Below are 12,262 nucleotides of genomic sequence, written 5' to 3' on the forward strand. Positions count from 1 at the left end.
ATATTTGAAAATTATCCTGATGTATATGGTTTGCAAATAAACTTTCGAAATGATACCGCCGAATCAATTTATATAATTGGGAAAAATAAGGACAATATATTGAAAGGATCAAAATATGAGACTTACTATTCTCTTAAATACTCTGGAGATCTGTTTTTTTTGAAAAAGAGATTTCCGCTTATAGACAAATTTGTGCGAAGCGATAAATTGGTCGATAATATAAAAGTCCATAAAAAAGAGAGAAATTTTGCTTTAGCCGTGGAGGCCCAGTCAATTTCTATAAAGCCTCTCTCTGACGGGTCAGTCTTTTGTGCATTTAGATATTCATCTCAGTTGAAATTTCAAAAAAAACTAAATGCTAATTATAAGGAAACAATAATTCCGTCGGGGGATTCGATTTTAATTATTCAAGCCATTGTCAATAAAGACGGGGCTCTAGGTAAAAAAATGCTTTTGCATGGAAATGAAGATGATAAATTATATAGCTATATATGCGATAACTATCAGGACTATAATCAAGAAAACGAAGCTAATCTAAATATGAAAGGATTGTTTTTGCCATATCGATCAGGAGGAACACCTTTTACCAGCATTATAGAGATCTTTGTGCGCTTAAATCCTGATAAGACATTTAGCGTCAGTGGGAGTGGTAGAGAAAGAAAGCTTCGAATTAAGGATTACAAAGAAGATCCGAACGATCCTCTGCTGATATTTTAATAATATTACAGAGCATTATAAAGTCTGACAAGCAATTCTGGAGTAAACGGAGTCAATCTGTAGAAATTTGAAAGGATCTCAATTGGAATCTGCTAAATTTTTTAAGCAGGTTGGGCTTGAAACAGAAGGTGGAAAATTTGATTTGTTGATCTGCATAAGAGATCTTGATGCCTTCAAATCTGAGTCTAAAAAGGTTGATGAAAGACGGAGATGGTATCAAAAAATTCAGCAATCTGCAAATTCTTGCGAAGCTACTTTACTTTTAAATATTTGGGAACTTGAAGCCATGCTTTTTGCTGACCTAGATCTTTTTAATAAAATGTATGGCACAAATTTATCTTATACTAAGGATCCCTCTAATATTAAAGAGCCTAAAGACAAATTGAAGTCCGAAACTAGAAAAGCAAAACGGAAGTACGTTGAATCGGATAGTAGAGAATTATTTGGTGAACTAAACTTTAACAAGGTTTTAGCTAGATGTAAATTTTTTGAAGAATTCATCTTGGATTTGCAGTCCCGCTTTTTTAAAAAGTGATGCTAGCTATGATGAGCTTTTTGTCTGGTCGCACGAGCTCTTTGAGGAAATTCGAGAATTTTGCTCGCACAGTTTACTCCCGGTAAAGTCCGATCAGGTTAAGCTAAGACAGCAATTGGTGGACATGCGTAAGCAGCTGTATCATGTCAAACATTAATTGCTAATGCATGGTTCATTGTTCAATTTAACTATTTTTCTGCTTATTTCATCTTTTTCATCAACTCATCAATTTTTTTTTAAATAATCGAATGACGAATATAATTCCTCATTCGCAACAACCAAAGGCTTTATTATCTCCGTCTTGAAGGTTTTTTTCAAGTGTTTCTGCTGGGTGGCAAAAGGCTGCTGCGAAAGTGCTGGAAATGCGGAAAGTAGAAAGTAGAGAAACGAGGAGAGGTAAATTAATCGCATAGATAAAATTGCCTCCAAATAAATGTAAAGGATATTGTCATTAAAGCAAGAAATCATTTACACTGCCTATCTTGAGGCTCTCGGCAAACAGCATAATTGCCAATTTTGTTTAGAATAAGCTAAAAATAAAACGGTAAAGAAATTAAAGCCGTACATAAGCAGCTAACTGAATAATATTATTTTTGACATCCGTATTCTTACCATTTACATATTGATACATGTATCCGCATTCAAGGTCAAACTTTGGCGAAAAGCGCCATCCTAAAGACATGTATGCTCTATTCTGATCAAAAAATTTTCCGTTGGTCAAAGTTGGTGCATTATCGATATTCACAAAGATCTCGTCCTGCAAAGATATAAAAGCACCGTCGGTGAAGCTTTTGGTTTTAACTATCGGAAACACGCCTCTGACAAAGTAGCGCAGCCGGTGCGAAAACTCATAGCCATCAATCAGCATTGAGTTTTCGTCCGGATAAGTTTTTCCGATAAAACGTTGCTCCAGCCTGAACCGATGCTGGAGTGAGGTAGTATGATCGCTGATATCCAGATTCTGATTATAGATAAATTGCTCCCATATTCGGTGTTCGGGCAGCATATAAGCCGTTTCGTCTATAACACGGCGGTTTTTGATATAAGCATAGCCAATAGTCAAAATTTTATTGCCAGATACATGAAAATTCAGGCCAGGCCTTATTAGAAAACTCTGCAAATGTCTGATCTCATCTGTACTTCGCAGCTGTCCATCCAGATGTATGCTGAATTTTGGGCTGATTCTATGGGATGAAAAAACTGCGCCCCAGCCTGAGAAATTACGCTCGGTCTGGGCGGACAGCGAGAGGCTGCAAAATAGAATGATAAAAAATAAAGAATTCTTTTTATCCATAATTTAAGTTATAAAAATAAGATCTGATGTGTTCATAACATCTATCTTAAATTTTTTAATTCATCTAGAAGGCTATTCTGTTTATTCACGAAATGATCCAGACTATCTTTTTGTAAAGGATGTGCATTTTGATATTTTTCAATTTCAGGGAGCGTTTTTCTGATTTTAAAAGTGGTATAGAGGCTTGTCAAAGTCTCATTATTTTTGTTGATCAGATCAATCCGTTCCTTTATATTTTTTACGTTGAGATTGTATTGTTCAGAACTGGCCATAATTTCCTTTTCTACCTGTTGCCTGACTAATGAATCTGTGATAGATTTTGTCTGCTGATGAGCATCCTGATAATAAGAGGTAGAGGTGTTAAGTATATTTTTATAGACGGCTAAAGTTTTTTCGGTCTCCTCGAAGATGTTTTCTATTTTGGTATTGAGCGCCGTCAGATTTTTATCATTTTTAATCAACTCAAAATAGATACGGTTTACGGTCAGCTCGTCGCCCCGATAACTTTTAAGGGAACCGGAAGCTGAGGAGCCTGCATTATCTATTACGTTGTCTACAGGGGAATTAACAGATTTATTATCTCTGCAGGAGAGCAGAGATAACGTCATGACAGAAGCAAAAAATATTTTTTTCATACTATATTTTTAGTGGTTTACAATTCATCATATCCCATTGACTAAAATTAATCATTTCAATGCTATCACTGGTAATTAAGGGATATAATTTTATTTAATTATCGAATTTTGCGAGCGGTTAATGCAGTGAGAAAATTTATTAAAATAACTTGCTATAATTTCATCCTTGATCCGATCTTTGAGATCAGATTTGTTCGAAATAACTGATCAGCGATTTCCGAAATTGTATGGTCAAGGCTTCCGAAATCTCCATGAATAGGATTATTGCATATCTTTGCGTACTAAAAAGTTTTAACGATGATAAAATCAATGAGACAACAAATTATTACCATTGGAATTATATTAATAATAATTTTAAGTTTGTTTGGCTGCTCTGAACGTATTCAGCAAAACGATAGTAAGCCATCAATCCAGACCCCATTAACCGAACACATCATTGATACGACTTCAGATGAAATGTTATTAGAAGTCGTTTATGATAATCTCTATCGTAAGTTATCGGCAGCATATGATAAAGAATATGAAATCGTCATGTCCTGGAACAGATCAAGACAAGCAATTTATATGATCGTCCAATTAGAAGCAGAAGTAAATAATGGTGGCTATAATCAATTTTATTCCAATTCAAGCGGTCAATTTGCTAAAGCGCTACCAGAAGCGTTGAAATTAGTCGGCGCAACTAAATTTGCCGATCTGACTGAGCGAGCAAACAACACGTTTGAAAAAGAGAAATCGAAAATAACTGAACATCAGGATGGCACGGTAGAAGGTTTTAGTAAATCCTATGAGAACAATCCGTTGAACAAATTTGACGATGAATTCTATAAACTTAATGACGCGAAAAACTTGCAAAAAATTCAGGTTGACTACATCCGAAAAAACAAGAAAGAGTTTACTGATTAAAGATGGGCCATTGGCGCAGAAGATGGAACACGTTTAAATAGCACCCTCTATGATAATGAATAAATTTAAAGAGATAGTTGAGAACTATTTTAAACACAGTATTGACTCCTATCATAGTTGTATCCAAAACGAGGAAAATCGATATTTATTTCGTGAAATAGGTTTGTCCCACAGTGATGTTCAATCTGAAAAAGACTCGATAAAGATTTTGTATAATGATTCGCGCAGTGCATATTATGTTATTGAAGTCAGGCTGAATTTGAGGTCAAAACAATTTAATCTAGGCCATTATATATTGATCCTAAATGAAGAAAACCAGGTATTGGATGATTATCTAGTTTTCATTTAGGAAGAGTAACAAATTGAATAATTACGATCGAACGAGCGAGTTTATCGTATTAAATATTCATCCATTGAATAAAAATAATCTTATTGAATTATTCATTCATGACATTTTCCAGTTGATGATAACTAGTGTAACGATTGAAAGAAAATTTTAGATAATTTTTTTACTGGCATGCATTTCAGTAAATTTGATTTATAACATAAACTTTAAGTAAGAATGGAAAAGTATAATTACGGGGTCATTGGTCTGGGTGTAATGGGAAGAAATCTGCTTTACAATATTGCCGATAATGGTTTTTCTACCGTAGGATTCGATTTAGATGAAGAAAAGGTAATAGAACTTCGTAAAGGAGTGGCTTCAGGTACAAAGGTTGTTGGGTCTGTTTCTCTAGAGGAATTTGTGCTAAGTTTAGACAGTCCGCGAAAAATTATTTTGATGGTTCCTGCAGGCAAACCGGTTGATGCTGTTCTTGAAAGCATAACACCGCTTTTGAGTCCAAACGATGTTGTAATTGATGCGGGAAATTCTTATTTCAAAGATACCGAGAGACGTAGAGCTGATTTAGCTTCTAAAAACCTTCATTTTATGGGAATGGGAGTTTCTGGAGGAGAGCAGGGCGCAAGAAGAGGACCGAGTATTATGCCGGGTGGAGACTTGGAAGTTTTCAATTTGGTGAAGCCTATGCTGGAAGTTATTTCGGCAAAAGTAAACGGGGAACCTTGCACCGCTTATATGGGGAAAGGAGCTGCAGGGAATTATGTTAAAATGGTTCACAACGGTATTGAATATGCCATCATGCAATTAATCAGTGAAGCATACGATTTACTGAGAAAAGGAGCTAATCTTACCAATAAACAATTGTATGAAGTTTTCAAAAGATGGAATGAAGGCGAGATGAATTCCTTCCTTATTGAAATAACAAGAGATATTTTCCAGCAAAAAGATGATGTAACAGACGGTTTTCTTGTCGACAAGATTTTAGATAAAGCAGGAGCAAAAGGAACCGGAAAATGGACCTCCGAGCAGGCTATGGAAATTGGTGTGTCTATTCCGACCATCGATATTGCAGTAACATCAAGAATTTTATCCGCTTACAAAGATGAGCGAGTGAAAGCATCTCAACTATATGCTAAAGAAGAAGTAAAAACGCCTGAAAATACAGAATTGTTTATCAAAGAGGTGGGGGATGCTTTGTATTTATCTACTTTAATCAGTTATGCTCAAGGTTTGGCATTATTGGTAAAAGCTTCTGAAGAATATCAGTTTGAAATTCCGTTAAAAGATGTTGTTAAAATCTGGAGGGGTGGATGTATCATCCGTTCTGTTCTATTGGAAAAATTTTATCTGGCTTATTCAAAATATGAGAACTTATCTAATATTTTATTGGATCAGGAAATTTCAGAAATTGTAAAAGATAAAATTTCGTCATTAAGAAAAACAGCTGCTTTTGCTGTATCAAACGGAATTCCAAGCTTAGGAATTCAGTCGGCTCTAGGGTATTTCGAAGCTTACACCACAGCATCTTTGCCTGTAAACCTGCTTCAGGCTCAGCGTGATTATTTTGGTGCGCACACTTACCAAAGAACTGACAGAGAAGGAGTCTTTCATACTTCATGGCAAAACGTAAATAACTAGATCCTAACAATGAGCGACAATACAGTCCTGCATCCAACAACGATCGTTATTTTTGGTGCAACAGGGGATTTGGCAAAAAGAAAGCTTTTTCCTGCCTTTTACAATTTATATATCGATGGCAGAATGCCAAAAGGTTTTAATATTTTAGCTCTAGGAAGAGCCGAAAATACGGATGAAAAATTCAGCGCTTATATTAAAGAAAATCTGGAGAGTTTTTCCAGAAAGACTGTAATCAAGGAAGATTGGGCTGGTTTTCAGGCTCACATCAGCTATTTTCAGCATCAGCTTGATGAAGAAAGCTCTTATCAGAATTTATATCAGAAACTGGAAAATTTCGATAAAGTGTACGGAATGAGAGGAAACAGACTTTTCTATTTGTCCATTGCACCAAACTTTGTATCGGTAATTTCAAATCATCTTAAAAATACATCAATAGCATCTGATCCTGCAACAGATCGAATTATTATCGAAAAACCTTTTGGTCACAATAAAGAATCTGCCATTGAGCTGAATAATCTTCTTTCACAAACTTTCCAGGAAGAACAGATTTATCGTATCGATCATTATTTAGGTAAAGAAACAGTTCAGAATATTTTGGCGTTCAGGTTCGGAAATTCAATTTTTGAACCTCTTTGGAACCACAGACATATAGAATCGGTGCAGATTACAGTTGCCGAACAAGTAGGAGTGGAAACAAGAGCCAGTTTTTATGAGCAGACAGGAGCTTTGCGCGATATGATTCAGAACCATCTTTTGCAAATTCTTTGCATGGTTGCTATGGAACCTCCGGCCTCACTCGAATCAGGTGAGATCAGGGATCGTAAAGTTGATGTTTTAAAATCCATCCGTAGGATTTCTCCCGAAAAAGTAGATCATTATGCGGTAAGAGGACAGTACGGACGAGGCAAAGTAAATGGGCTAAAAGTAAATGGCTATCGCCAGGAAGAGGGAATTGCTCATGATTCCAATACGGAAACATTTGTCGCTATCAAGTTTTATCTGGATAATGAAAGATGGGAGGATGTTCCTTTTTATGTTCGTACCGGGAAGAAGATGAAAGAAAAGCATTCTTATATAACGATTCAGTTTAAGCCACTTCCACATTCGACGTTTTCAGAAAGCACTTCGCTTCTGTCGGCTAACCGATTGGTTATTAATATCCAGCCACAAATGGACATCAGATTGCAGTTTATGTCTAAAAAGCCAGGCTTGTCTTTAGCACTTAAACCTGTGGAAATGATTTTCGATAATTTTGCCTGTCAGACCGATACGCCCGAAGCTTATGAAACTCTTCTATTGGAAGCACTTGTGGGAGACCTTACATTGTTTATGCGCTCTGATCAGGTCGAAGAAGCTTGGGATGTGATAAAAACGATTCAGGAAACCTGGGAAAAAACCAAAGACCCATCGTTCCCAAATTATGCTTCAGGAAACTGGGGACCTGATGACAGTGATGCACTGGTAGAGCGGCAGGGACATCAGTGGGTTTAAAATCTAATTAAAAGAAAATGAATATTACAATATTTAATAATCTGGATGCTTTATATAAAAAAGCAGCTGATACATTTGTTGAGCTTTCGAAACAAGCAATCCAGAAGCATGATAAATTTGTGGTTGCGTTGAGTGGTGGTTCTTCACCCAAAGCTATTTTTAGCTTATTAGCTACGCCCGAATATGCAGATAAAATAATTTGGAACAAAATCCATTTTTTTTGGGTAGATGAAAGATGGGTATCTCTTGAAGATGAGAAAAGTAATTTTAAGATGACTGTGGAAGTACTTTTGAATAAGGTTCCAGTCAATAAAAATCAGATTTTCCCCATGTATAAAGAGGGAATTGAGCCTGGAAATTACGCTAAAGAATACGAAGCTCAAATCAGAAATGTTTTGGGCGCTGACGGTATTTTTGATTTCATCCTTTTAGGAATGGGAGATGATGGCCACACAGCTTCTCTGTTTCCGGGTGAAAAGATTTTACAAGAAAAAGAAAAATGGGTTGATGCCTACTATCTAAAGCCACAGGCAATGTTCAGGATTACTTTGACTGAACCTATTATCAATAAAGCTGAAAATATTCTGATTGTTACATTTGGTAAATCCAAGAAAAACGCATTGAATGAAGTTCTTAATGGTGTATATAATCCTGAACTATATCCGCTACAGTTAATTGAAAAGAGAGCAGGAGTCCAGATTTTTACCGATAAAGAAGCTGGAAGTTAATGTCATTTAACTATAGTGGGCATCTAGCCAAAAAGGCTCCCTTATCGATTAATAAGGGAGCCTTTTATCTGAAAAAAATAGCCTATCCATTTTCCACTCTTGATTTTTTATAGGCTAGAAGTTCATCCGCGCAGAGTTTGCCGAATTTATCAGCCGCTAATGGGCTATCAGCAGTGATCAATTTTCTGTCAACGTGACAATCGCCGGCAATTTTTTTATTCAAAATTTCAACTCCAAGTTGTTTGAGTTTTTCGCCGTAAAACCATGGCATCTCGCCAGGTTGGTATCCACTTTCTGGCAAAGTCCTATCCATTTCATCGGGAAACGAATTGATCTTATACCCCTTAAAGGGAAACTCAGCATCTCCACAATCTGCTGCGCTTAAGAGCGCTGCCGGCCCATGGCAGATTGCCAATAGATATTTATCTTCAGCAACTGCCCATTTGATAAGTTCTTTTACATCATTATTTTCAGGTAGTCCGAGCATTGCGCCATGGCCGCCTGGGATAAAAACGGCCACGTAGTCAACATATCCTTTATTCGTGTCGGCTATAAAATCCCGCAGGTTGTGCGGGTTTGAAAATTGCGTATTATACTTGTCGAGGATTTTACCGATGTTTTCATCTTCATAAGGCATGGCCCACTTCTCAAATTTTACAGCGGAATTTTCTATTTTAGAATACACCTAAATTCGGGGAGAGGTCAGTATAAAATTCAGGGACATTGTTTCACTGTCTTTAACTGTAAGTGAAGTCTATAATTTTGAACTTCCGATTAATCGATCAAGATGTTAAATAAAAATGTCGGAAAAATAAATGTTCCGACAAGTTTTAATCCGAAGCGATTGATTAAGGAAGTTTTTCAACAACTTTAACTTGGTTCAGAAAATTATTGTTAAGATGTTTTTTAAAGAACGGAATTATTTCAGCCAATGCTTGGGTTGTGTATTGGGGCACATCATAAAGATCATAATGACTCGCTCCGTGAACAACCTGTATGCTTTTTTGTTTCGACGCAGCTTTACCAAACAGTTCAAGTCCATCCCTATACGAACCAAATGCACCTACTTTATCGCCGACTACCACATGAAGCGGCTGGGTAAGTAATAGCTCCGCTAGGTGGAACGCATCAAAAGCCATTGCTTTGTCCAGACTGTCCACACGTAGATGGTTCGGTGAATTCGGATGTTGCCCTCTAGGTGTCTGATAGTAATCCACCGCTTCTATTAAATCAATATCGTTTAAGCCAGCTGCCTTTCTGTCTTCCTGTGAGTTCGGTCTATAAATTGTAATAGCAGATTCTGCTCCTCTCGCCTGTGCAGTACGCTGCTTTGCAATATCCTCCAAAGTTTTTATTGCGGCATCGGTGGAAAAATCTCCCTCACGAAGCAAACGTCCGTAGTTGGCTCCAACGACAGTTACAACTGCTTTAAAGCGCCTTTCCGTCATGGCTACATTAGCAGCATAACCACCTCCACCACAAACGCCCAAAACGCCGATTTTCTCCTCATTTACGTAGTTTAATGTAGTTAAAAAGTCTGCTGCACATCGGAAGTCCTCGACGCGGGTTGCCGGGTCTTCTAAAAATCTCACCTCACCACCACTTTCACCCTGATTGGAAGCATCAAAAGCTAATGTTATAAATCCTGCTTCTGCTAATGCCTTGCCGTAAATATTTCCTGCTGTCTGCTCTTTGCAACTGCTGATAGGATGCGCACAGACAATCGCTGGATATTTTTTAGTTTCATCAAAGTCTTTTGGGAATTGTAAAATACCTGCTACCTCCCAATTTCTGTTTTTGAATTTTACCGCTTTCATTCTCTTATCTTTAAAAGTTATTTAATCTATACAAAGATATTTCGAACTGTAGCCCTGAAGCTTAAAGTAATTACGGAAAGACTTTAATTATTTACTGATTTCGGAAAACGCTTGGAGAAATGCCTGTTTCTTTTTTGAAAAACGTAGCGAAATAGGACGGATATTCAAATCCCAAACTATATGCGATCTCACTGATACTTAGTGAGGTTGTTCTTAATTTGTTCTTTGCAATCTGAATGAGTAGCTGATGGATATGCTCCTGAGGGGAACGTCCAGTATAATGCTTGATAAGATCGCCAAAATAATTGGATGATAGATTTGCCATTTCCGAGAAATAAGAGACAGATGGCATGTCAAGGGCATTCTGTTCATCATCGTAATACATTTCAAGGTTTTTATAAAAATCAGCTACAGTAGTATTATAGAGATCTTGTCTTGTATCAAACTGCCTGCTGTAAAATTTTTGGATGTAAGACAATATAAGTGAAGCATACGAAATAACTATATCCTTGGAAAAATTATCGTAGCTGTTAAACTCCTTTAATGCTTTTTGAAAAAGGTCAGTAATGATTTTCTCTTCCTCTTTGGTAATAAAAAGAGCCTCGTGATTACCATAATAAGTAAAACTGTATTCTTTGGCTATTTTTCCGAAAAGCCCGGTATCAATCAGAATCTGATACCCTGAAATTTGGTGTGCTATATCCCACTGTAGCAAATCTCCCGGCTGATCAAGATAGACAAAGGCATCTGACCGGTCAAATATGGTCTGACCATAATCCTGCGTCTTGTCAAAATTCTGCTTTATTGCCAAAAGATAAAAATCAAGCTCAATAGGAGCAGATTTTCTACGTATATTCTTTTGACTGCTATATTCTACCAAATGAATATGGCCGTTCTTAAAACCGCTTATATTCGTGTATTCAAGAAACTCCTTTATGTTGTATTTTTTCTTCAATGCTTTATCTCCTGTAGGGCATAAATTTAACAATTAATGGTTTAACTGGCTTTAAGTTTTTACTGGGATACCTTTGATTTTTACGGTAAAGAAAGATTCAGAATAGATATGATAGACCTACTTGAGCAGACAGATGATACTCATATTATTTCTTTCCAACCTTAAATACCAGCTCACAACCAATTGCTATACAGGAATAGCCATACCTGTCATCATATATGCGTATATGCAGCTCTTCAAAAACAGTCAGATCAAATTTCAATTCCAAATGCAATTCGTAACTATGCTACAAATGTGCTATTGCGGAATGAAAATTATTAATAGCGGTCTACATCTTTAAACAAATTAACAACTGTAAATCCAAATAATCTTACGACGATTGGATTTTTAAGTGATAATGTTGCATAATCTGTAAGCTTGGGGCTCCTATGAATTGTGAATGACTGACTTTAATGCTAAGCTTATCCGTATTTTAGCTATAACAGAATTTTAAATAAATTTAATAGATACCAATGTATATCAGCGTTGGCCTAAGATTGCGGGATTTTCTTACTCCATCGATCTAAATTTTTAATGCCTTTACCACCGCCTCGCTCTTGGAGTTTACTTGGAGTTTTTCATAAATTTTTTTAATGTGGGATCGAACGGTATCCATGGAAATATAGAGCTTATCTGCGATCATCTTATAGCTATATCCATCCACCAGGAGATCCAGAACCTCTTTCTCACGGGCGGACAGGTTGAAACTCGATGTTCTTGTAGCCTTTCCATCCGCAAGCATATGCAGTACCTGAGTCGCAATAGAGGAGGTCATGGGAGCACCTCCATTTAAAGCATCTTCGATATACTCAAGAATTTTTGCTGGCGGTGTTTTTTTTAATATATAGCCGTTGGCACCAGCCTTTATAGCTTCAAGAACATTGACATTGTCATCAAATACGGTAAGCATGATAATTTTGCCCTTAAACCCTGAATCCCTTAATAGCTTTAATCCCGAGATACCATTTATAAAAGGCATGTCGATATCCATGAGAACGAGATCGGGGGCGTGCTTTCGGATATCTTCGATAGCATTGGCGCAATGGCCATAAGCAGCCTGTACCAGGTATTTTGGATCACTATTAATAAGGATTGACAACACCTCTCTCAATTGGCTGTTATCTTCGTATATAAGGATCTTTGTCATAATCTATGCTACAATTTTAT

The 12,262-nt window shown here is 36.7% G+C and carries 12 protein-coding genes; 6 read left to right on the forward strand and 6 right to left on the reverse strand.

Annotated features, from left to right (window positions below; genetic code table 11):
- Positions 1–717 (forward strand): hypothetical protein (locus B4G94_RS16620; RefSeq protein ID WP_286860220.1); only part of this gene is annotated, 717 nt, incomplete at its 5' end.
- Positions 718–784: 67 nt separating this feature from the next.
- Complete coding sequence (locus B4G94_RS16625) at positions 785–1,252, forward strand: hypothetical protein (RefSeq protein WP_286860221.1); 468 nt, start codon at positions 785–787, stop codon at positions 1,250–1,252.
- A gap of 553 nt (positions 1,253–1,805) precedes the next feature.
- Here the strand turns inward: B4G94_RS16625 and B4G94_RS16630 are convergent.
- Together B4G94_RS16630 and B4G94_RS16635 are read right to left on the reverse strand one after the other, a co-directional pair.
- A complete protein-coding gene (locus B4G94_RS16630) occupies positions 1,806–2,546 on the reverse strand; it encodes a DUF2490 domain-containing protein (protein ID WP_286860222.1) in 741 nt (246 codons plus the stop codon).
- Between the two features lie 41 nt (positions 2,547–2,587).
- A complete protein-coding gene (locus B4G94_RS16635) occupies positions 2,588–3,181 on the reverse strand; it encodes a hypothetical protein (protein ID WP_286860223.1) in 594 nt (197 codons plus the stop codon).
- Positions 3,182–3,490: 309 nt separating this feature from the next.
- On the opposite strand from B4G94_RS16635, the gene B4G94_RS16640 reads away from it, so the two are divergent.
- The 4 genes from B4G94_RS16640 to pgl all read left to right on the forward strand — a co-directional run bounded on the left by B4G94_RS16640 (position 3,491) and on the right by pgl (position 8,284).
- Positions 3,491–4,084, forward strand: a complete 594-nt coding sequence (locus B4G94_RS16640; RefSeq protein WP_286860225.1) for a DMP19 family protein — start codon at positions 3,491–3,493, stop codon at positions 4,082–4,084.
- Positions 4,085–4,646: 562 nt separating this feature from the next.
- Complete coding sequence (gene gndA, locus B4G94_RS16645; RefSeq protein WP_286860226.1) at positions 4,647–6,065, forward strand: NADP-dependent phosphogluconate dehydrogenase; 1,419 nt, start codon at positions 4,647–4,649, stop codon at positions 6,063–6,065.
- A 9-nt stretch (positions 6,066–6,074) separates the two neighbouring features.
- On the forward strand, positions 6,075–7,556 hold the full coding sequence (gene zwf / locus B4G94_RS16650; protein WP_286860228.1) for a glucose-6-phosphate dehydrogenase: 1,482 nt from the start codon (positions 6,075–6,077) through the stop codon (positions 7,554–7,556).
- 17 nt (positions 7,557–7,573) lie between these two features.
- Positions 7,574–8,284, forward strand: coding sequence for a 6-phosphogluconolactonase (pgl, locus tag B4G94_RS16655; protein ID WP_286860229.1), 711 nt, complete (start codon positions 7,574–7,576; stop codon positions 8,282–8,284).
- 82 nt (positions 8,285–8,366) lie between these two features.
- On the opposite strand, the gene B4G94_RS16660 is transcribed toward pgl, so the two are convergent.
- From B4G94_RS16660 to B4G94_RS16675, 4 genes are all read right to left on the reverse strand, one after another.
- Complete coding sequence (locus tag B4G94_RS16660) at positions 8,367–8,921, reverse strand: DJ-1/PfpI family protein (protein WP_286860230.1); 555 nt, start codon at positions 8,919–8,921, stop codon at positions 8,367–8,369.
- A gap of 211 nt (positions 8,922–9,132) precedes the next feature.
- The gene (locus tag B4G94_RS16665; RefSeq protein WP_286860231.1) at positions 9,133–10,101 is read right to left on the reverse strand and encodes an alpha/beta hydrolase; all 969 of its coding nucleotides are present in this window, start codon (positions 10,099–10,101) and stop codon (positions 9,133–9,135) included.
- 91 nt (positions 10,102–10,192) lie between these two features.
- On the reverse strand, positions 10,193–11,056 hold the full coding sequence (locus B4G94_RS16670) for a helix-turn-helix domain-containing protein (RefSeq protein WP_286860232.1): 864 nt from the start codon (positions 11,054–11,056) through the stop codon (positions 10,193–10,195).
- Between the two features lie 562 nt (positions 11,057–11,618).
- Positions 11,619–12,242: a response regulator gene (locus tag B4G94_RS16675; RefSeq protein WP_286860234.1), complete on the reverse strand. Its 624-nt coding sequence runs from the start codon at positions 12,240–12,242 to the stop codon at positions 11,619–11,621.
- Between the last annotated feature and the right edge of the window lie 20 nt (positions 12,243–12,262).

The organism is Sphingobacterium sp. UBA7625, assembly GCF_002484085.1.
Lineage (GTDB): Bacteria > Bacteroidota > Bacteroidia > Sphingobacteriales > Sphingobacteriaceae > Sphingobacterium > Sphingobacterium athyrii.

What these genes read in the sequence shown, in the direction of transcription:
- zwf (WP_286860228.1), top strand. Translation starts at nt 6,075, where the DNA reads ATGAGCGACAATACAGTCCTGCATCCAACAACGATCGTTATTTTTGGT.
- B4G94_RS16665 (WP_286860231.1), bottom strand. Translation starts at nt 10,101, where the DNA reads ATGAAAGCGGTAAAATTCAAAAACAGAAATTGGGAGGTAGCAGGTATT.
- B4G94_RS16635 (WP_286860223.1), bottom strand. Translation starts at nt 3,181, where the DNA reads ATGAAAAAAATATTTTTTGCTTCTGTCATGACGTTATCTCTGCTCTCC.
- B4G94_RS16675 (WP_286860234.1), bottom strand. Translation starts at nt 12,242, where the DNA reads ATGACAAAGATCCTTATATACGAAGATAACAGCCAATTGAGAGAGGTG.
- pgl (WP_286860229.1), top strand. Translation starts at nt 7,574, where the DNA reads ATGAATATTACAATATTTAATAATCTGGATGCTTTATATAAAAAAGCA.
- B4G94_RS16660 (WP_286860230.1), bottom strand. Translation starts at nt 8,921, where the DNA reads ATGCCTTATGAAGATGAAAACATCGGTAAAATCCTCGACAAGTATAAT.
- gndA (WP_286860226.1), top strand. Translation starts at nt 4,647, where the DNA reads ATGGAAAAGTATAATTACGGGGTCATTGGTCTGGGTGTAATGGGAAGA.
- B4G94_RS16630 (WP_286860222.1), bottom strand. Translation starts at nt 2,546, where the DNA reads ATGGATAAAAAGAATTCTTTATTTTTTATCATTCTATTTTGCAGCCTC.
- B4G94_RS16640 (WP_286860225.1), top strand. Translation starts at nt 3,491, where the DNA reads ATGAGACAACAAATTATTACCATTGGAATTATATTAATAATAATTTTA.